The following is a 16,925-nucleotide window of genomic DNA, read 5'->3' as shown; positions in this document are numbered from 1 at the left end:
TGTTTTCTTCACCGCTTCAATTGAGAAACGACTACTCATCCATGCGCAGGCCAAGACCTAGCTCTTCAAGCTTCTCTTGAACTTCTTCTAGAGATTTACGACCAAGGTTACGCACCTTCATCATATCCTCTTCCGATTTCGTGATAAGCTCTTGAACAGTGTTAATGCCTGCACGCTTCAAGCAGTTGTAAGAACGAACGGAAAGATCGAGCTCTTCGATTGTCATCTCAAGCACTTTTTCTTTCTTATCTTCTTCTTTCTCAACCATGATTTCCGCATCTTTGGCTTCATCCGTTAATCCAACGAACAAGTCCAAGTGCTCTGTCAATATTTTAGCTCCAAGGCTTACAGCCTCTTCAGGACGAATACTGCCGTCAGTCCAAACTTCAAGCGTAAGCTTGTCATAGTTCGTTACTTGACCTACGCGAGTATTCTCAACGCTATAATTAACACGAGTAATGGGCGTGTAGATTGAATCTACAGGAATGACGCCTATCGGGTGATCGTCGCTTTTGTTCCGGTCTGCTTGCACATAACCACGTCCGCGGTTAGCGAAAATTCTCATATGCAAACGTGCTCCGGATGCCAAAGTCGCAATGTGAAGATCAGGGCTCAAAATCTCGACATCACTATCAGCACGAATGTCACCAGCTGTTACGATACCTTCACCTTCAGCGTCAATTTCCAATACCTTTTCTTCATCGGAGTGGATTTTCAGCGAGAGTCCTTTCAAATTCAGGATGATTTCAGTAACGTCCTCAATCACTCCTGGAACTGTAGAAAACTCATGCAGTACACCATCGATTTGAACAGATGTAACTGCTGCGCCAGGTAAAGAAGATAACAAAATTCGACGAAGCGAATTTCCCAGCGTAGTGCCGTATCCGCGTTCTAGCGGCTCAACAACGAATTTACCGTACGTGCCTCCGTCGTTCAATTCTACGGTTTCGATTTTCGGCTTTTCGATCTCAATCACAATAGTACCCTCCTTCAAACGTCGCTCCGTTACCTAAGTCGTTTTTATGTCAAACCTCGTAGTATGCCAAACCTTCACAACCATTATTCACAGATTGTTACCATTTGATACCACCAAGTCAACAAATTACACGCGACGACGTTTTGGTGGACGGCATCCGTTATGCGGAACTGGTGTTACGTCCTTGATCAAGTTCACTTCCAAGCCAGCAGCTTGAAGAGAACGAATCGCAGCTTCACGGCCTGCTCCAGGACCTTTAACCATAACCTCAACCGTTCTCATGCCATGCTCCATCGCAGCTTTTGCAGCAGACTCAGCAGCCATTTGCGCAGCGAAAGGTGTGCTCTTACGAGAACCTTTGAAGCCAAGACCACCAGCACTTGCCCAAGAAATCGCGTTGCCGTGTGGATCAGTAATTGTAACGATTGTGTTGTTAAATGTCGAGCGGATATGCGCTACGCCGGTATCAATATTTTTACGATCACGACGTTTCGTACGAACGACTTTTTTAGCTTTAGCCATTATCGTTTATCCTCCCTTCTTATTTCTTCTTGTTAGCTACAGTACGACGAGGACCTTTACGTGTACGAGCATTTGTTTTAGTACGTTGACCACGAACAGGAAGACCACGGCGGTGACGAAGACCACGGTAGCAACCAATTTCGTTTAGACGTTTGATGTTAAGAGAGATTTCACGACGTAGGTCGCCTTCTACCTTAACGTTTTTGTCGATTTCATCACGAATACGACCAAGCTCATCTTCTGTCAAATCGCGAACGCGAGTGTCCGGATTTACGCCAGTAGATGCAACAATCTTCTCAGCCGTAGTAGTTCCGATACCGAAAATATACGTCAAAGAGATTACAACGCGTTTGTCACGCGGAATATCTACACCAGCAATACGTGCCATTGAGTATGTTCCTCCTCCTTTTATCCTTGTTTTTGTTTGTGTCTCGGATTTTCACAAATCACCATAACATTACCTTTGCGACGAATGACTTTGCATTTCTCGCAAATCGGCTTAACCGAAGGTCTTACCTTCATTGTGATTACCTCCCGAATCTTTCGTAAATAGAACAATGAAGTTATTTACGATAGGTGATACGCCCTCTTGATAGATCATAAGGCGATAACTGAATGACCACTTTGTCTCCAGTAAGAATACGAATAAAATGCATTCTTAGTTTGCCAGATACATGAGCAAGAATTTGATGTCCGTTCTCAAGCTCCACCTTGAACATGGCATTCGGCAGTGGCTCAATAACCGTACCTTCAACTTCAATAACATCTTCTTTAGCCATTATTAATCTCCTTTCCATGTGCAACCTTCTGCACCGCATAACGTAACTTTGCATTAGTAACTTTGCCTGTTTCCTGCAAGCTGATTGCAACCTCTTGACTAATGATAGGCAGCAGCTCGAGATGCAGAACGTTCTTTTTCTTTGGTGCGTCGAATTTGCGTTTTTTTCCATCTGCAATCAGTACAAAGCGCTCATCGAGCACTTCGACGATTACTGCATAACGCTCCTCGTCCTTACCTTTAAGAATTTTGATTAATTGTCCGATTTGTGCTTTCATCGTTATCGTTTCCTTAACTTTGAGATGGCAGCTTCGTCAATATCTCAAAACCGTCCTCCGTAACGGCAACTGTGTGTTCAAAATGAGCACACCATGATCCGTCCCGAGTCACTACCGTCCAGTTGTCCTCAAGTGTCCGAACATATCGTTCCCCTATATTAAGCATAGGTTCGATTGCTAGCACCATTCCTGGTTTGAGCCGTGGTCCTCTGTCCGGAACCCCGTAGTTCGGTATGGACGGCTCCTCATGAAGATCTGTTCCGACTCCATGACCGACATATTCCCGAACGACAGAAAAACCAGCTGCTTCAATCACCTTCTGTATGGCGTGCGATATCGTATACAGTCTGACATCAGGCTTTACTAGCGAGATTCCAGCATACAATGATTGTTCACCAACAGTTAAGAGGCGCTTAGCTTCTTCCGATACAGCTCCAACCGGGTAGGTCCAAGCCGAATCACCATGGTAACCATTGTATTGCGCGCCGATATCGAGACTAATAATATCGCCCTCGTTCAGCTTGCGTGAACCTGGAAACCCATGCACAAGCTCGTCATTTACAGAAGCACAGACGCTGGATGGGAAACCATTATAACCTTTAAAAGATGGAATTGCACCTTGACTTCGAATGTACTTTTCAGCTATCGCATCGAGCTCACCCGTCGTAATGCCAGGTTCAATTGCTTGAACCATCAATTGATGCGTCTCGGCAACAATTCGCCCTGCTTCTCTCATTACTTGCAGTTCCGATTCGGATTTGCAAATGATCATTACAAGGAACCTCTCAAAGTTGAAATGATCTCAGCAGTAACAATATTGATATCCTGTTCGCCGTTCACTTCACGAAGCAACCCTTTTTTACTGTAGAAATCAAGCAATGGTGCAGTTTTAGATGAATACTCATCCAGACGCGTACCAACTTTTTCTTCTGAATCATCAGAGCGCTGGTACAGCTCACCGCCGTCCTTATCGCAGATCCCTTCAACTTTTGGAGGATTGAACATGACATGATACGTTGCGCCACAAGTTTTGCAGATGCGACGTCCTGTTAGACGAGCTAGCAGAAGGTTGCGATCTACAGCCAAGTTAACAACATGATCAATGTTACGGCCAAGCTCTTGCAGCATGATATCAAGCGCTTCAGCTTGTTGAATCGTACGAGGGAAGCCGTCAAGCAGGAAACCATTATCGCAATCCGCTTGTGCAAGTCTTTCCTTTACGATTCCGTTGGTGATCTCATCAGGAACGAGTAGACCTTGATCGATATACTCCTTCGCTTTAAGACCGATTGGTGTGCCTTGCTTCATCGCTAGACGAAATGCATCACCAGTTGAGATATGAGGAATACTAAATTCCTCAACGATTCTCTCCGCTTGCGTTCCTTTACCTGCTCCCGGAGGACCCATAAAAAGAATATTCATTCGTGATTTCCTCACTTTAAGCACAATAGGTCCGTTAGGGCACCGCATTACATCGTAATGGTCACGGCAGCCCCTGTTCGAACCTGTTGTTATTTATTGATAAACCCTTTGTAATGGCGTTTGATCAATTGGCCCTCGATTTGTTTCATCGTATCAAGTGCAACACCGACCACGATGATTAATGAAGTACCACCTAGCTGTATGGAGCGGTCTAACCCTGCAAGTGATCCGAAGAGCACCGGGAAGATCGAAATTACCGCTAAGAAAATCGCACCCGTTAATGTCAATCGAGTCAACACTTTAGTCAAATAAGAAGAGGTTGGTTTGCCCGGGCGAATACCTGGAATATAACCGCCATTCTTTTTCATTTGATCCGCCATTTGTACCGGATTGATTTGAACGAATGTATAGAAGAATGTAAAACCGATGATCAACAGAACATAAAGCACCATACCTAGTGGTTTGTCATAGCTCAAATGTTCAATTGTCCACTTCGCCCATACCTTATCTGCCCAGAAGTTCGCAATCGTAATTGGGAACATCAATAGAGAGATGGCAAAGATAACTGGAATTACACCAGCACCATTTACTTTCATCGGAATGTGCGTGGATTGTCCACCGTACATTTTACGTCCAACTACACGTTTCGCGTATTGAACAGGGATCTTGCGAATACCTTGCTGAATGAAAATAACCCCAACGATCATCGCAATGACGACAAGCACGATTAGAATTACTTTCACGATGTTCAAGAATAGGTTGACATCGTCGCCAGCAAGTTGTGTTTGATACAATGTGCGAACATGACCTGGCAAGCCAGCCACAATCGCAGCAAAGATCAGGATTGAGATACCATTACCGATACCTTTTTCAGTGATTTGCTCACCAAGCCACATCAAGAATGCAGTACCTGCAGTCAAGATAATCGCAATAACAAGATAATCAACGAAATTAGCATTGTGGATAATCTCAACACCATAAATACGATTGAAACCAATCGCAGTAGCCAAACCTTGTACTAGACCTAGTATTACAGTACCGTAGCGAGTGATCTGAGCAAGCTTGCGCTTCCCGTCTTCACCTTGTTTTGCCCACTCGGCAAAACGCGGAATAACGTCCATACTTAGCAACTGCACGATAATCGATGCAGTGATGTATGGCGTAATCCCGATCGCTAGAATAGAGAAGTTGAATAATGCTCCGCCTGAGAACGTGTTAAGCAAGCCAAACAGATCTTCACCTGTTGATCCAGCTTGTTTTAACAACTCAGTATCTACTCCTGGTACCGGAATAAAGGCACCAATACGATAAATCAATAATACGAAAAGTGTAAACAGAATTTTCGTACGAAGCTCTGTTACTTTCCAAATATTGGACACGGTCGTAAACAATTAGATCACCTCGGTTTTACCGCCGGCAGCCTGGATTTTCTCTACCGCAGATTGGGAGAACTTGTTAGCTTTCACTGTAAGTCCTACGTTCAATTCACCATTACCCAAGATTTTGATTCCTGCTAGCGCATTTTTAACAATGCCTTTTTCAAGAAGAACTTCTGGAGTGATTTCTGTACCTGCAGCAAAGCTGTTCAAATCTTGAATGTTTACAATCGCATACTCTTTACGGAACGGGTTGTTAAAACCACGTTTAGGTAAGCGACGATACAGTGGGTTTTGACCACCCTCGAAACCAGGACGAACACCGCCACCGGAACGAGCGTTTTGACCTTTGTGACCCTTACCTGCTGTTTTACCATTACCTGATCCGATACCACGACCTTTACGCTTTGGCGCAAATGTGGAACCAGCAGCTGGTGCTAATTCATGCAATTTCATCGTTCGTGCACCTCCTTATTATTTTCGTATCATAATCATCCCGAGATGTTGATTAAACTTCTTCAACTTTAACCAAATGCTGAACATGGTGAACCATGCCGCGAATAGCCGGGCTGTCGTTAAGAACGACCGATTGACGAATTTTGCGAAGGCCGAGCGACTGAACAGTAGCACGTTGTTTCTCGTTGCGGCCAATCAAACTGCGAACGAGGGTGATTTGCAATTTTGCCATCGATTTTCCCTCCTTAACCTAGTAGCTCTTCAACAGTTTTTCCACGAAGCTTAGCAACATCTTCCGCACGTTTTAGACGGGAAAGACCTTCAAGCGTCGCGTTCACCATATTTAGAGAGTTAGAAGAACCAAGTGATTTCGTTAAAATATCGCCAACGCCAGCAAGCTCAAGCACTGCACGTACTGGGCCACCAGCGATTACTCCTGTACCTTCAGATGCTGGTTTCAAAAGAACACTACCAGCTCCGAAACGACCTTCAATTAGGTGAGGAATAGTTGTTCCTACAAGTGGTACATGGATCAGGTTTTTCTTAGCATCTTCGATACCTTTACGGATTGCATCTGGTACCTCGCCAGCTTTACCGATCCCTGCGCCAACGTAGCCTTTACCGTCACCGACAACTACAAGTGCGCTAAAGCTGAAACGGCGTCCGCCTTTTACAACTTTTGCAACGCGGTTAATGTGAACTACTTTATCATTTAGTTCTAACGTATTAGGATCTACACGCAAGTCATTTACCTCCTTATTGATTGATTAGAATTTCAAGCCAGCTTCGCGAGCTGCATCAGCTAGTGCTTGAATTCTTCCGTGATATAGATATCCACCACGGTCAAATACTACTTCAGAAACACCTTTATCTACCGCACGCTTAGCGATCAATTGACCCACTTTAGTAGCGGACTCAACGTTACCGCCGTTGCCGATAGATGCCGCAAGCTCTTTATCTTTAGTAGAAGCGGACACGATTGTCACGCCAGCTACATCATCGATTAGTTGAGCATAGATATGCTTAGAAGAACGGAACACAGACAAACGTGGACGAGCAGCTGTGCCGTTGATTTTCTTACGAACGCGGAAACGTCTTTTCAGACGCGCTTTGTTCTTATCACCTTTAGTAATCATGCAGGTACACTCCTTTCCTTTGCCTTAAGACGCAAGTTTAAGCGAGCTTGAAAACCGCTGCTTATTTCTTCTTACCGGCTTTACCTTCTTTACGGATGATACGCTCGTTTTCATACTTGATACCTTTGCCTTTATATGGCTCAGGAAGACGAACTTGGCGAATTTCAGCAGCGATCTGCCCAACGCGCTCTTTATCAATACCGTGAACAGTAAGTTTAGTTGTACCAACTACCTCGAATTCAATTCCCTTTTCTGGAGAGAATTCAACCGGGTGGGAGTAACCAACGTTCAATGTAATTTTCTCGCCTGATTTGTTTACACGGTAACCTACACCTACAAGCTCAAGATTTTTCTTATAGCCTTCAGTAACACCTGTAACCATGTTCGCAATAACTGAACGAGTCGTTCCATGTAGAGAACGATGAATTTTATTATCAGAAGGACGCTCAACAGAAATTTCATTTTCAGAAATATTTACGATCATATCGCTATGAAGCGTACGTGTTAGCGTACCTTTAGGTCCTTTAACCGTAATAACTGAGTTATCCAAAGTAACAGCAACACCTGCTGGTACTGGAATCACTTTACGACCGATACGGGACATCGTTACACCTCCTGTCTTCGTTACTTGTATCTTACCATACGTAGCAGACTACTTCGCCGCCAGCTTTTGCTTGACGAGCTTCTTTGTCTGTCATTACACCTTTAGACGTGGAAATAATCGCAATTCCAAGTCCACCTAGGACGCGTGGAATTTCATTTGATTTTGTGTAAACGCGTAGTCCTGGCTTAGAAATACGTTTCAAACCAGTGATAACACGCTCTTGGTTAGCTCCGTATTTCAAGAAAATACGAATCATACCTTGTTTGTTATCCTCGATGTACTCAGCATCACGGATAAATCCTTCACGCTTCAAGATCTCAGCGATTTCTTTTTTCACTTTTGAAGCGGGCATTTCTACAGTTTCGTGACGTACTACATTCGCATTGCGAATGCGTGTCAACATATCTGCAATCGGATCAGACATAACCATTAGTGTGAACCTCCTTCCCGAACTAGGCTGATTACCAGCTTGCTTTTTTAACGCCAGGAATCTGGCCCTTGTATGCTAACTCGCGGAAACAAATCCGGCAAATTTTGAACTTTTGCAAAACAGAGTGCGGACGACCACAACGCTCACAACGAGTGTAAGCACGAACTTTGAACTTAGGTGTGCGTTGTTGTTTCACTTTCATCGAAGTTTTTGCCACTGGGTATTACACCTCCTAGTAGTGGATTACTTCGCAAACGGCATACCCAGTTGGGTTAGCAATTCACGAGATTCTTCGTCTGTTTTTGCCGTCGTGACGATGACGATATCCATACCACGTGTTTTGTCAACTTTATCATACTCAATCTCTGGGAAGATAAGTTGCTCTTTCAAACCAAGTGTGTAGTTACCGCGGCCATCAAAAGCTTTAGTAGAAACACCTTGGAAGTCACGTACGCGAGGTAGAGAAATATTGAACAATTTGTCTAGGAAATGATACATACGCTCACCGCGTAGTGTAACTTTAACCCCGATCGGCATGTTCTCACGCAATTTGAAACCAGCGATGGATTTCTTAGCGCGCGTTACAACAGGTTTTTGACCAGCGATTGTTTGCAGCTCATCTAGTGCTACATCAAGTACTTTAGAGTTAGAAACTGCTTCACCCATACCAATGTTGATAACAACCTTCTCTACTTTAGGTACTTGCATCACTGTCGTATAGTTAAACTTCTGCATTAAAGCAGGAGTAATTTCATTAAGAAAGCGACTTTTCAGTCTTGCTGTCATAGCTTATAGACCTCCTTCCTACTAGGCAATTAGTCAATCTGAGCGCCGGAACGTTTTGCGATCCGAACTTTTTTGCCGTTATCAAGCACTTTGTATCCGATACGTGTTACTTTACCGCTCTTTGGATCAACATGCATGACATTGGACGCGTGAATTGGAGCTTCTTGCTCGATGATACCACCTTGCGGATTCGCTTGAGATGGACGAGCATGCTTTTTCACGATATTTACACCTTCAACAAGTACACGGTTTTCACGCGGGTAAGCTGCGATTACGCGCCCCTTCTTACCTTTGTCTTTACCGGAAATTACGATAACCGTATCGTCTTTCTTGACGTGTAGCTTGTTATTGTGAGATTCCAACAATTTTTTCACTTTTGGCATTTATTACACCTCCTGCTCGCTTCTGCTTTCAGGGTTATATTCTTTGGAGCTTAGATTACTTCTGGAGCCAAAGATACGATCTTCATGAAGTCTTTATCACGAAGTTCACGAGCAACTGGTCCAAAAATACGAGTACCACGTGGGCTCTTATCTTCTTTAACTACAACTGCTGCGTTTTCATCGAAGGAGATGTAAGAACCATCTTTACGACGTACAGAACGCTTCGTACGTACGATAACAGCCTTTACTACATCACCTTTTTTGACAACGCCCCCTGGTGTTGCTTGTTTAACGGAACAAACGATTAGATCTCCAATAGCTCCCACACGGCGGCCAGTACCACCAAGAACACGGATACACATCAATTCTTTCGCACCAGAGTTGTCAGCAACTTTAAGTCGCGTAAACGGTTGAATCATTTCAACGTCCTCCTTTCAAGAAAAGCTTGTAAAGCACAAACGTTCATTAAAGAATGACAGCTTCTTCAACAACTTCGACCAGTCTGAAGCGCTTGTCTTTAGATAGTGGACGAGTCTCCATGATTTTTACAATATCGCCGATTTTTGCCGTATTGTTCTCATCATGTGCTTTATATTTTTTCGTATATTTAATACGTTTATGGTACAAATCGTGTTTTTTGTAAGTTTCAACTGCAACAACGATTGTTTTGTCCATTTTGTCACTTACCACTTTGCCGATTTCTACTTTACGGGCATTGCGTTCGCTCATGTTTGGCCTCCTTCCTGACCGTGATCAGATTCTTCACCAATCAGTATTGATTAGCTGCTGATTCCAAGTTCTCTTTCACGAAGAACTGTTTTTGCGCGAGCAATTTCCTTGCGCACGTCACGAATACGAGTCGGATTGTCCAGTTGACCTGTTGCCAATTGGAAACGAAGGTTGAACAGCTCTTCTTTGAAACCAGCGATTTGTTGTTCGATTTCAGCAGAGGTTAAGTTGCGAAATTCACTAGCCTTCATTTACTTCACCACCCACTTCTTCTCGTTTCACAAACTTACATTTAACAGGCAACTTGTGAGAAGCAAGACGCATCGCTTCGCGAGCTACTTCCTCAGGTACACCAGCAAGCTCAAACATTACTTTGCCTGGCTTAACAACTGCTACCCATTTCTCAACGTTACCTTTACCGCTACCCATACGAACCTCAAGAGGCTTTTGAGTGATCGGCTTATCTGGGAAAATTTTGATCCATACTTTACCGCCACGTTTGATGTAACGAGTCATCGCGATACGAGCCGCTTCGATCTGACGGTTAGTAATCCATGATGGCTCAAGAGCTTGCAAACCGTACTCACCGAATGCTACAGTAGTACCGCCTTTTGCACGACCCTTCATGTGACCACGTTGTTGTTTACGGTGCTTTACGCGTTTAGGTACCAACATGATTAGTTGCCTCCTTCCTGTGGAGCTTTCTTCTTAGTAGGAAGGACTTCACCACGATAGATCCATACTTTAACACCAATACGACCATAAGTCGTGTGTGCTTCAGCTGTACCGTAATCGATATCAGCACGTAGAGTATGAAGCGGAACAGTACCTTCACTATATCCTTCAGAACGAGCAATCTCAGCGCCGCCTAGACGACCGGAAACTGCAGTTTTAATTCCTTTTGCACCCGCACGCATAGAGCGTTGGATTGCTTGTTTTAGAGCACGACGGAAAGAAACGCGACGCTCTAGTTGTTGCGCGATGCTTTCAGCTACTAAAATAGCGTCAAGATCAGCTTGTTTGATTTCTGCAATATTGATATGAACTTTTTTGTCCTTAGCGATTTTACCTAGTTGAACACGAAGGTTTTCAACTTCAGATCCACCTTTACCGATTACCATACCTGGCTTAGCAGTATGAATCGTTACGTTAACGCGGTTAGCCGCACGTTCGATTTCGATATGGGAAACTGCTGCATCTTTCAGCTTGTTCTTAAGGTATTCGCGAATTTTTACGTCTTCTAGAAGAAGATCGCCAAAGTCTTTATCTGCGTACCATTTGGATTCCCAATCACGGATAATCCCGACACGTAGTCCGACTGGATTTACCTTTTGACCCACTCGTTATCCCTCCTTATTTTTCTGATACGACCAAAGTGATGTGGCTGGTTCTCTTATTAATTCTGCTTGCGCGACCCATTGCACGTGGGCGGAAACGTTTCATAGTTGGTCCTTGGTTCGCGTAAACTTGCGATACAACCAAACTATTAACATCAAGCCCATTGTTATGCTCAGCGTTAGCAATTGCAGAGTTCAACAACTTCTCCAAAATCGGGGAAGCAGCTTTTGGCGTGTGACGCAGAATCGCGATTGCTTCGCCAACTTGCTTGCCACGAATCAAATCCGCCACCAGTTGAGCTTTACGAGGAGCAATACGTACGAAACGTGCGTGTGCTTTAGCTTCTGCCATGTTGGAACCTCCTCTCATTCATTAGAAAGTAATAGGCATTAACGTCTGCCTGTTTTTTTGTCATCAGCAGCATGGCCTTTGTACGTACGTGTTGGCGCAAATTCACCAAGCTTGTGACCAACCATATCTTCTGTCACATATACTGGAACATGTTTACGACCATCATACACTGCAAAAGTGTGACCGATGAATTGTGGGAAAATTGTAGAGCGACGAGACCATGTTTTAACGACAGTCTTTTTGTTCTGCTCGTTCAATTCCTCAACTTTTTTCAAAAGGTATCCATCGATAAATGGACCTTTTTTCAAACTGCGACCCATGTGAGATCCTCCCTTCACGTAAGAGCTTCTGCATAACTTTTGTTATGCGGCTTGTATCAAGCAGTTATTACTTCGTACGTCCACGAACAATATATTGGCTTGATGCTTTTTTCTTCTTGCGTGTTTTGTATCCAAGTGTCGGTTTGCCCCAAGGAGACAATGGAGATTTACGACCGATCGGAGCACGACCTTCACCACCACCGTGAGGGTGATCGTTAGGGTTCATTACTACCCCGCGAACTTCAGGACGTTTACCCAACCAGCGAGAACGACCAGCTTTACCGATCTTGATTAGCTCGTGGTCACCGTTTCCTACAGAACCGATTGTTGCGCGGCAAGTGTTAAGGATTTGACGTACTTCGCCAGAGTTCAGACGAACTGTAACGTAGTTACCTTCTTTACCAAGCAATTGAGCTTCAGTACCAGCAGCACGAACCAATTGTCCGCCTTTACCTGGCTTCAACTCGATGTTGTGAATAACTGTACCAACTGGGATGTTAACAAGCGGCAACGCGTTACCGATTTTAATATCCGCATCTGGACCAGATTGAATTTGATCGCCTACTTTAAGACCTTTTGGTGCAATAATGTAAGCTTTAGCGCCGTCCACATAGTGGATCAAAGCGATGTTAGAAGTACGGTTTGGATCGTACTCGATTGTTGCAACTTTACCGATGATACCGTCTTTATTACGTTTGAAGTCAATAATACGGTATTTGCGTTTATGTCCACCACCATGGTGACGAACTGTAATTTTACCTTGGTTGTTACGACCAGCTTTTTTGAAAAGCGGTGCAAGCAACGATTTCTCCGGAGTGCTTGTCGTAATTTCTTCGAAAGTAGATACGCTCATGTTACGACGTGCAGGAGAGGTCGGTTTATACTTTTTGATTGGCACTTATGTTCCCTCCTTTTCTATACTGACGTTTCAAAGAATTCAAGTTCTTTGCTATCTTCGCTCAATTGAACGATTGCTTTTTTCCAGTTAGGTCTGTAGCCGCTGTAACGACCGTAACGTTTTGGTTTACCAGCAACACGCATGGTGTTAACGCTAGTTACTTTAACGTTGAAAATCTCTTCAATTGCGGATTTGATTTCGGTTTTGTTCGCGCGCAGGTCTACTTCAAAAACATAACGTTTAGCAGCCATGTAATCGCTCGTACGTTCCGTAATAACCGGGCGCTTGATGATATCGCGAGGATTTTTCATTACGCAAGCACCTCCTGTACTTTCTCTACCGCTTCTTTAGTGATAATCAATTTATCATGAACAAGCACATCACGAACATTGATGCCATCAGCAGCGACGAATTTCACACCAGGGATATTACGTGCAGATAGTGCAACGTTATCCTCGTAGTTAGCTGTTACAACCAAAGCTTTGCGATCTACTTTAAGGTTGTTAAGCAGGCTTGCGAATTCCTTCGTTTTTGGAGCTGCAAATGCAAGCTGATCCAATACGATGATGTTTTCTGCAACTACTTTAGAAGAAAGTGCAGATTTGATCGCAAGACGACGAACTTTCTTAGGAAGCTTGAATCCATAAGAGCGAGGTGTTGGGCCAAATACTGTACCACCACCAACCCATTGTGGAGAACGGATGCTACCTTGACGAGCGCGACCTGTACCTTTTTGTTTCCAAGGCTTACGTCCACCGCCACGTACTTCGGAGCGTCCTTTTGTTTTGTGCGTTCCTTGACGCTCTGCAGCGTTTTGCAAAAGGACAGCACTGTGCATAACATGAACGTTAGGCTCGATGCCGAACACGCTATCAGCAAGTTCTAGCTCACCAACCTGTGCACCGCTCACGTTGAATACTGTTACTTTAGGCATTTCTTGTTCCTCCTTTCTTCAAAGACAATTAGCTTTTAACTGATTGTTTAATTTTAACGAATCCATTTTTAGGACCTGGGATAGAACCTTTAACTAGAAGCACGTTACGCTCAGCGTCTACGCGGATGACTTCAAGTTTTTGGATTGTAACTGTTTCAGTACCCATATGTCCTGGAAGGCGTTTGCCTTTAGGTACGCGGTTCGCTTGGATAGAACCCATTGAACCTGGACCGCGGTGGTAACGAGAACCGTGAGACATAGGACCTGTGCTTTGTCCCCAACGTTTGATTACACCTGCAAATCCTTTACCTTTTGAAATACCTGTTACGTCAACAAATTCACCTTGTGCGAACAAGTCAGCGCTAACCGTTTGACCAACTTCGAACTCACCAAGATTGATTCCGCGAATTTCGCGAACGTAGCGCTTAGGAGTTGTGTTAGCTTTCTTAGCATGGCCTACAGCTGGTTTGTTTGATCTGCTTGCTTTTTTGTCAGCAAATCCTAGTTGAACCGCTTCGTAGCCGTCGTTTTCCAAGTCTTTCTTCTGAAGAACCACACATGGTCCAGCCTCGATTACGGTTACTGGAATAACATTGCCTTCAGGAGTAAATACTTGAGTCATACCAAGTTTTTTACCTAAGATACCTTTCATGTTGACACCTCGTTTCCTCTCTATAATCACGTTACATCATCTTACAGTTTGATTTCGATATCTACACCGGATGGTAGATCCAGACGCATCAAAGCATCAACTGTCTGCGGCGTTGGATTCACGATATCGATCAAGCGCTTATGAGTGCGCATTTCGAATTGCTCGCGAGAATCCTTGTACTTATGCACAGCACGTAGAATAGTGATGATTTGCTTTTCCGTTGGCAACGGAATCGGTCCGGATACACCAGCACCGGAACGTTTTGCAGTTTCCACGATTTTCTCTGCGGACTGGTCAAGAATTCTGTGATCGTATGCTTTCAAGCGGATACGAATCTTTTGCTTTGCCATTTTAAGTCCCTCCTTCTATCGCCCAATTTTTTAATCGGACATACTCCGTAAGAAAACCCGCCACATGCCCCATGGCAAAGGGGCCGGGTGTGTCGGCAACCTCTTACATCAACGCAACGTCAGACCAACAGTCAATATTATACACGAGTGGGCATTTGATTGCAACTAAAATTAATAGCAATCTGCCAACTTGTTTTTTGGTCAAACATCCGATCAATTACGCACTCCAATATTATAATGAAACGTTCCGCAAATGTCATGTTCCAAATAAAAACAGCAGCTGCATGATCGCTACAGCTGCTGTTCGTTATTACGCAAAAAAACGATGCACTTGACTATTAAACCTGAATGCGTTTCTTCATTAAATAGTTAATCAATACAATTTTCAGCGTAAACTCTAAACCATCAACCAGCATTGACAGCGACCAGAGGCGCCTCCAATTAAATTGCAATCCGTCACTGATCGCTAAACCTTCGTTGGTAAAATCAAAATTCAGAAAACCGTAGTGTTGATATTGTGTTGCACCGACAAGAAAAGTCGTAATTACATCCATTACAATCGAGAAGCCGATGAACACCAGAACCCCAATCCATGCCCGATACTTCCCTCTAAAGCAATAGGTTGCAGCAATAGCAAGCATAATAAGCGTCAGTAGCATTAACGTATCCCATATAATAAATATTGTCATGTTGAATATTGGACCCGGCTGGAAAATCAGCTCCATCGCTTTATTGATCTCATCATAACTGAATTGAGCATCAAGTAGAAGAAAGTATACCAGCGCCATAATGCCGACCAGCAGCATATAGATGATGCCCAGCAGCAAAGTAGCTACGATTTCTTCTATTGGCTTAATCGGCAGCAATCTGCGGTGGTAGCTTTTTATCTGATGATTGAAGCTTATACTCGTCATTATGATAAAAATGAAGCCGCTAAGCATCGCAATCGCAGCGCCGAATGCAAATGCAAGCTCATCCATCCAGTCCCACTGATAATTGCCGACCAATAGCAAACCATATAGCAACGCGGCAGAGGCAAATACGATATAAGCACTCAAGCTGTTCATCTTCCAGTTGTATTTGAGAAGCTTCAGCATTCCGCGTACACCTCCTTGAAGAGCTCATCCACGCCTATACCGCGTCTCATGCGAATCGTCTCTACCTCCTCTTGCATGAGGAGCCGACCTTCCTTCAACAAGATTACCTCATCAAATATCCGTTCTATATCCTTAAGCAAATGCGTCGTCAAAATAATACTGCTTTCCGGGCTATAGTATTCTACGATAGCGTCCAGTATTTTGCCGCGTGCTACAGGGTCAACGCCACCAATCGGCTCGTCAAACAGATACAAGCTTGCATTTCTCGATAACGCCATCGTCAGCTGCAAGCGCTCCTGCATCCCTTTAGACAGACCGTTGACCCGATCATGCTTGTTCAGTTTCATAAATTCGATCATTTCACTCGCTTTCGCATCATCGAAATCCGTGTAAAAGTCGCGCTGAAACGCTATCGCATCTTTTACTCTCATCCACGATTCTGTTAAAGGAACGTCTGGCATATAGGAAACGACTCGCTTTGTTTCACAACCTACTGAAGCACCTGCAACTCTAATTGTTCCACTGCTTGGTTGAGCAAGCCCTGCAATCAGCTTCATCAGAGTTGTCTTGCCACTTCCATTGCTGCCAAGCAAGCCAACAATTTTCCCTCGCTCTACCGTTATACTTACACCATCGAGCGCTTTCTTTCTCCAATATTTCTTATGAACATCACGAACCTCCAGCACAACACTCATTGCTGCTCACCCCGTTCTTCAGTTCGCTCCATTGCATCGCTAACTATAGAGATGATCTCATTACTGGCAAATCCGAGCTCACGCATTTCCTGAATAAAATGATTGATTAGCTCCCCAGCCATTTCCTTCTTAATCTCCATAATGATCGACTCCTCACTCGTTACATATCGTCCCAGCCCGCGTCTTGTCTCTACAATCCCTTCTCTCTCCAGCTCGGAGAAAGTTCGCTGGACCGTATTCGGATTAATCTGAAGATCTGAAGCAAGCTCACGAACAGAAGGGATTTTATCGCCTGGTTGTAGTTTACCGACGATAATTTGCTTTTTCAAATAACTCATGATCTGAACATAGATCGGCAAATTATTTTCAAATTCAATCATCATCCTTCACACCCTTTCTGCTCAATCGTTCATT

At 44.0% G+C, this 16,925-nt stretch carries 33 protein-coding genes; all 33 read right to left on the bottom strand.

Going from position 1 to position 16,925, the window contains the following annotated elements:
- Window positions 1-31 precede the first annotated feature (31 nt).
- Window positions 32-976, bottom strand: a complete 945-nt coding sequence (locus tag ACFP56_RS20695) for a DNA-directed RNA polymerase subunit alpha (protein ID WP_379238214.1) — start codon at window positions 974-976, stop codon at window positions 32-34.
- Between the two features lie 126 nt (window positions 977-1,102).
- Entirely contained in the window at window positions 1,103-1,498 is a 396-nt protein-coding gene (gene rpsK / locus ACFP56_RS20690; RefSeq protein ID WP_379238212.1) for a 30S ribosomal protein S11, read from the bottom strand.
- A gap of 19 nt (window positions 1,499-1,517) precedes the next feature.
- Entirely contained in the window at window positions 1,518-1,886 is a 369-nt protein-coding gene (gene rpsM, locus ACFP56_RS20685) for a 30S ribosomal protein S13 (protein WP_379238210.1), read from the bottom strand.
- Between the two features lie 20 nt (window positions 1,887-1,906).
- A complete protein-coding gene (gene rpmJ / locus ACFP56_RS20680) occupies window positions 1,907-2,020 on the bottom strand; it encodes a 50S ribosomal protein L36 (RefSeq protein ID WP_015253313.1) in 114 nt (37 codons plus the stop codon).
- Between the two features lie 41 nt (window positions 2,021-2,061).
- Complete coding sequence (gene infA, locus ACFP56_RS20675) at window positions 2,062-2,277, bottom strand: translation initiation factor IF-1 (protein WP_015847200.1); 216 nt, start codon at window positions 2,275-2,277, stop codon at window positions 2,062-2,064.
- The gene (locus ACFP56_RS20670; protein ID WP_379238207.1) at window positions 2,270-2,554 is read right to left on the bottom strand and encodes a hypothetical protein; all 285 of its coding nucleotides are present in this window, start codon (window positions 2,552-2,554) and stop codon (window positions 2,270-2,272) included. Before ACFP56_RS20670 ends, infA begins: the two co-directional genes overlap by 8 nt.
- A 13-nt stretch (window positions 2,555-2,567) precedes the next feature.
- Window positions 2,568-3,326, bottom strand: a complete 759-nt coding sequence (gene map / locus ACFP56_RS20665) for a type I methionyl aminopeptidase (protein WP_379238205.1) — start codon at window positions 3,324-3,326, stop codon at window positions 2,568-2,570.
- Window positions 3,326-3,976 (bottom strand): adenylate kinase, encoded by a 651-nt coding sequence (locus ACFP56_RS20660; protein ID WP_379238203.1) that lies wholly within the window; start codon window positions 3,974-3,976, stop codon window positions 3,326-3,328. The genes map and ACFP56_RS20660 overlap by 1 nt, the downstream gene beginning before the upstream one ends.
- An 89-nt stretch (window positions 3,977-4,065) precedes the next feature.
- A complete protein-coding gene (secY, locus tag ACFP56_RS20655) occupies window positions 4,066-5,367 on the bottom strand; it encodes a preprotein translocase subunit SecY (protein ID WP_379238201.1) in 1,302 nt (433 codons plus the stop codon).
- Complete coding sequence (rplO, locus tag ACFP56_RS20650) at window positions 5,368-5,808, bottom strand: 50S ribosomal protein L15 (RefSeq protein ID WP_379238199.1); 441 nt, start codon at window positions 5,806-5,808, stop codon at window positions 5,368-5,370. It abuts the gene before it with no gap.
- A 52-nt stretch (window positions 5,809-5,860) separates the two neighbouring features.
- Window positions 5,861-6,040 carry a 50S ribosomal protein L30 gene (gene rpmD / locus ACFP56_RS20645; protein WP_379238197.1) on the bottom strand — a complete coding sequence of 60 codons (180 nt, stop codon included), beginning with the start codon at window positions 6,038-6,040 and terminating at the stop codon, window positions 5,861-5,863.
- Window positions 6,041-6,053: 13 nt separating this feature from the next.
- On the bottom strand, window positions 6,054-6,551 hold the full coding sequence (rpsE, locus tag ACFP56_RS20640) for a 30S ribosomal protein S5 (protein WP_379238195.1): 498 nt from the start codon (window positions 6,549-6,551) through the stop codon (window positions 6,054-6,056).
- Between the two features lie 24 nt (window positions 6,552-6,575).
- Window positions 6,576-6,944, bottom strand: coding sequence for a 50S ribosomal protein L18 (gene rplR / locus ACFP56_RS20635; RefSeq protein WP_379238193.1), 369 nt, complete (start codon window positions 6,942-6,944; stop codon window positions 6,576-6,578).
- 61 nt (window positions 6,945-7,005) lie between these two features.
- Window positions 7,006-7,548: a 50S ribosomal protein L6 gene (rplF, locus tag ACFP56_RS20630; RefSeq protein ID WP_379238191.1), complete on the bottom strand. Its 543-nt coding sequence runs from the start codon at window positions 7,546-7,548 to the stop codon at window positions 7,006-7,008.
- A gap of 31 nt (window positions 7,549-7,579) precedes the next feature.
- Complete coding sequence (gene rpsH / locus ACFP56_RS20625) at window positions 7,580-7,978, bottom strand: 30S ribosomal protein S8 (RefSeq protein WP_379238189.1); 399 nt, start codon at window positions 7,976-7,978, stop codon at window positions 7,580-7,582.
- A 31-nt stretch (window positions 7,979-8,009) separates the two neighbouring features.
- Entirely contained in the window at window positions 8,010-8,195 is a 186-nt protein-coding gene (locus tag ACFP56_RS20620) for a type Z 30S ribosomal protein S14 (RefSeq protein ID WP_013312154.1), read from the bottom strand.
- A 26-nt stretch (window positions 8,196-8,221) separates the two neighbouring features.
- Complete coding sequence (rplE, locus tag ACFP56_RS20615; protein WP_379238187.1) at window positions 8,222-8,764, bottom strand: 50S ribosomal protein L5; 543 nt, start codon at window positions 8,762-8,764, stop codon at window positions 8,222-8,224.
- Between the two features lie 29 nt (window positions 8,765-8,793).
- The gene (rplX, locus tag ACFP56_RS20610; protein WP_213520385.1) at window positions 8,794-9,147 is read right to left on the bottom strand and encodes a 50S ribosomal protein L24; all 354 of its coding nucleotides are present in this window, start codon (window positions 9,145-9,147) and stop codon (window positions 8,794-8,796) included.
- 50 nt (window positions 9,148-9,197) lie between these two features.
- The gene (rplN, locus tag ACFP56_RS20605; RefSeq protein ID WP_379238184.1) at window positions 9,198-9,566 is read right to left on the bottom strand and encodes a 50S ribosomal protein L14; all 369 of its coding nucleotides are present in this window, start codon (window positions 9,564-9,566) and stop codon (window positions 9,198-9,200) included.
- A gap of 46 nt (window positions 9,567-9,612) precedes the next feature.
- The gene (gene rpsQ / locus ACFP56_RS20600) at window positions 9,613-9,876 is read right to left on the bottom strand and encodes a 30S ribosomal protein S17 (protein WP_213520382.1); all 264 of its coding nucleotides are present in this window, start codon (window positions 9,874-9,876) and stop codon (window positions 9,613-9,615) included.
- Between the two features lie 50 nt (window positions 9,877-9,926).
- Window positions 9,927-10,127: a 50S ribosomal protein L29 gene (gene rpmC / locus ACFP56_RS20595; RefSeq protein ID WP_119602795.1), complete on the bottom strand. Its 201-nt coding sequence runs from the start codon at window positions 10,125-10,127 to the stop codon at window positions 9,927-9,929.
- A complete protein-coding gene (gene rplP, locus ACFP56_RS20590) occupies window positions 10,117-10,551 on the bottom strand; it encodes a 50S ribosomal protein L16 (protein ID WP_379238180.1) in 435 nt (144 codons plus the stop codon). Before rplP ends, rpmC begins: the two co-directional genes overlap by 11 nt.
- A 2-nt stretch (window positions 10,552-10,553) precedes the next feature.
- Window positions 10,554-11,216 (bottom strand): 30S ribosomal protein S3, encoded by a 663-nt coding sequence (gene rpsC, locus ACFP56_RS20585; protein ID WP_379238178.1) that lies wholly within the window; start codon window positions 11,214-11,216, stop codon window positions 10,554-10,556.
- A gap of 13 nt (window positions 11,217-11,229) precedes the next feature.
- Window positions 11,230-11,565, bottom strand: coding sequence for a 50S ribosomal protein L22 (rplV, locus tag ACFP56_RS20580; protein WP_379238176.1), 336 nt, complete (start codon window positions 11,563-11,565; stop codon window positions 11,230-11,232).
- A gap of 38 nt (window positions 11,566-11,603) precedes the next feature.
- Entirely contained in the window at window positions 11,604-11,885 is a 282-nt protein-coding gene (gene rpsS, locus ACFP56_RS20575; protein WP_379238174.1) for a 30S ribosomal protein S19, read from the bottom strand.
- 67 nt (window positions 11,886-11,952) lie between these two features.
- Window positions 11,953-12,783, bottom strand: coding sequence for a 50S ribosomal protein L2 (gene rplB / locus ACFP56_RS20570; protein WP_379238172.1), 831 nt, complete (start codon window positions 12,781-12,783; stop codon window positions 11,953-11,955).
- Between the two features lie 17 nt (window positions 12,784-12,800).
- Window positions 12,801-13,094: a 50S ribosomal protein L23 gene (gene rplW, locus ACFP56_RS20565; protein ID WP_379238170.1), complete on the bottom strand. Its 294-nt coding sequence runs from the start codon at window positions 13,092-13,094 to the stop codon at window positions 12,801-12,803.
- On the bottom strand, window positions 13,094-13,717 hold the full coding sequence (rplD, locus tag ACFP56_RS20560) for a 50S ribosomal protein L4 (RefSeq protein WP_379238168.1): 624 nt from the start codon (window positions 13,715-13,717) through the stop codon (window positions 13,094-13,096). Before rplD ends, rplW begins: the two co-directional genes overlap by 1 nt.
- Before the next feature lie 28 nt (window positions 13,718-13,745).
- Window positions 13,746-14,369 carry a 50S ribosomal protein L3 gene (rplC, locus tag ACFP56_RS20555; protein ID WP_379238166.1) on the bottom strand — a complete coding sequence of 208 codons (624 nt, stop codon included), beginning with the start codon at window positions 14,367-14,369 and terminating at the stop codon, window positions 13,746-13,748.
- 41 nt (window positions 14,370-14,410) lie between these two features.
- Window positions 14,411-14,719, bottom strand: coding sequence for a 30S ribosomal protein S10 (gene rpsJ / locus ACFP56_RS20550; RefSeq protein WP_005544556.1), 309 nt, complete (start codon window positions 14,717-14,719; stop codon window positions 14,411-14,413).
- A 338-nt stretch (window positions 14,720-15,057) separates the two neighbouring features.
- The gene (locus ACFP56_RS20545) at window positions 15,058-15,816 is read right to left on the bottom strand and encodes a hypothetical protein (protein WP_379238164.1); all 759 of its coding nucleotides are present in this window, start codon (window positions 15,814-15,816) and stop codon (window positions 15,058-15,060) included.
- Window positions 15,810-16,511: an ABC transporter ATP-binding protein gene (locus ACFP56_RS20540; RefSeq protein ID WP_379238162.1), complete on the bottom strand. Its 702-nt coding sequence runs from the start codon at window positions 16,509-16,511 to the stop codon at window positions 15,810-15,812. The genes ACFP56_RS20545 and ACFP56_RS20540 overlap by 7 nt, the downstream gene beginning before the upstream one ends.
- Complete coding sequence (locus tag ACFP56_RS20535; RefSeq protein WP_379238160.1) at window positions 16,508-16,894, bottom strand: GntR family transcriptional regulator; 387 nt, start codon at window positions 16,892-16,894, stop codon at window positions 16,508-16,510. The genes ACFP56_RS20540 and ACFP56_RS20535 overlap by 4 nt, the downstream gene beginning before the upstream one ends.
- Between the last annotated feature and the right edge of the window lie 31 nt (window positions 16,895-16,925).

Source organism: Paenibacillus septentrionalis (genome assembly GCF_042659865.1).
GTDB lineage: Bacteria > Bacillota > Bacilli > Paenibacillales > Paenibacillaceae > Pristimantibacillus > Pristimantibacillus septentrionalis.
This window is presented reverse-complemented; position numbering and strand designations above follow the sequence as displayed.

Bases quoted from the DNA above. Each gene is read 5' to 3' on its own strand.
- rpsK (WP_379238212.1), bottom strand. From the start codon at position 1,498: ATGGCTAAAGCTAAAAAAGTCGTTCGTACGAAACGTCGTGATCGTAAA.
- rpsM (WP_379238210.1), bottom strand. From the start codon at position 1,886: ATGGCACGTATTGCTGGTGTAGATATTCCGCGTGACAAACGCGTTGTA.
- rpmJ (WP_015253313.1), bottom strand. From the start codon at position 2,020: ATGAAGGTAAGACCTTCGGTTAAGCCGATTTGCGAGAAATGCAAAGTC.
- infA (WP_015847200.1), bottom strand. From the start codon at position 2,277: ATGGCTAAAGAAGATGTTATTGAAGTTGAAGGTACGGTTATTGAGCCA.
- ACFP56_RS20670 (WP_379238207.1), bottom strand. From the start codon at position 2,554: ATGAAAGCACAAATCGGACAATTAATCAAAATTCTTAAAGGTAAGGAC.
- map (WP_379238205.1), bottom strand. From the start codon at position 3,326: ATGATCATTTGCAAATCCGAATCGGAACTGCAAGTAATGAGAGAAGCA.
- ACFP56_RS20660 (WP_379238203.1), bottom strand. From the start codon at position 3,976: ATGAATATTCTTTTTATGGGTCCTCCGGGAGCAGGTAAAGGAACGCAA.
- rplO (WP_379238199.1), bottom strand. From the start codon at position 5,808: ATGAAATTGCATGAATTAGCACCAGCTGCTGGTTCCACATTTGCGCCA.
- rpmD (WP_379238197.1), bottom strand. From the start codon at position 6,040: ATGGCAAAATTGCAAATCACCCTCGTTCGCAGTTTGATTGGCCGCAAC.
- rplR (WP_379238193.1), bottom strand. From the start codon at position 6,944: ATGATTACTAAAGGTGATAAGAACAAAGCGCGTCTGAAAAGACGTTTC.
- rplF (WP_379238191.1), bottom strand. From the start codon at position 7,548: ATGTCCCGTATCGGTCGTAAAGTGATTCCAGTACCAGCAGGTGTTGCT.
- rpsH (WP_379238189.1), bottom strand. From the start codon at position 7,978: ATGGTTATGTCTGATCCGATTGCAGATATGTTGACACGCATTCGCAAT.
- rplE (WP_379238187.1), bottom strand. From the start codon at position 8,764: ATGACAGCAAGACTGAAAAGTCGCTTTCTTAATGAAATTACTCCTGCT.
- rplX (WP_213520385.1), bottom strand. From the start codon at position 9,147: ATGCCAAAAGTGAAAAAATTGTTGGAATCTCACAATAACAAGCTACAC.
- rplN (WP_379238184.1), bottom strand. From the start codon at position 9,566: ATGATTCAACCGTTTACGCGACTTAAAGTTGCTGACAACTCTGGTGCG.
- rpsQ (WP_213520382.1), bottom strand. From the start codon at position 9,876: ATGAGCGAACGCAATGCCCGTAAAGTAGAAATCGGCAAAGTGGTAAGT.
- rpmC (WP_119602795.1), bottom strand. From the start codon at position 10,127: ATGAAGGCTAGTGAATTTCGCAACTTAACCTCTGCTGAAATCGAACAA.
- rplP (WP_379238180.1), bottom strand. From the start codon at position 10,551: ATGTTGGTACCTAAACGCGTAAAGCACCGTAAACAACAACGTGGTCAC.
- rplV (WP_379238176.1), bottom strand. From the start codon at position 11,565: ATGGCAGAAGCTAAAGCACACGCACGTTTCGTACGTATTGCTCCTCGT.
- rpsS (WP_379238174.1), bottom strand. From the start codon at position 11,885: ATGGGTCGCAGTTTGAAAAAAGGTCCATTTATCGATGGATACCTTTTG.
- rplW (WP_379238170.1), bottom strand. From the start codon at position 13,094: ATGAAAAATCCTCGCGATATCATCAAGCGCCCGGTTATTACGGAACGT.
- rplD (WP_379238168.1), bottom strand. From the start codon at position 13,717: ATGCCTAAAGTAACAGTATTCAACGTGAGCGGTGCACAGGTTGGTGAG.
- rplC (WP_379238166.1), bottom strand. From the start codon at position 14,369: ATGAAAGGTATCTTAGGTAAAAAACTTGGTATGACTCAAGTATTTACT.
- rpsJ (WP_005544556.1), bottom strand. From the start codon at position 14,719: ATGGCAAAGCAAAAGATTCGTATCCGCTTGAAAGCATACGATCACAGA.
- ACFP56_RS20545 (WP_379238164.1), bottom strand. From the start codon at position 15,816: ATGCTGAAGCTTCTCAAATACAACTGGAAGATGAACAGCTTGAGTGCT.
- ACFP56_RS20540 (WP_379238162.1), bottom strand. From the start codon at position 16,511: ATGAGTGTTGTGCTGGAGGTTCGTGATGTTCATAAGAAATATTGGAGA.
- ACFP56_RS20535 (WP_379238160.1), bottom strand. From the start codon at position 16,894: ATGATGATTGAATTTGAAAATAATTTGCCGATCTATGTTCAGATCATG.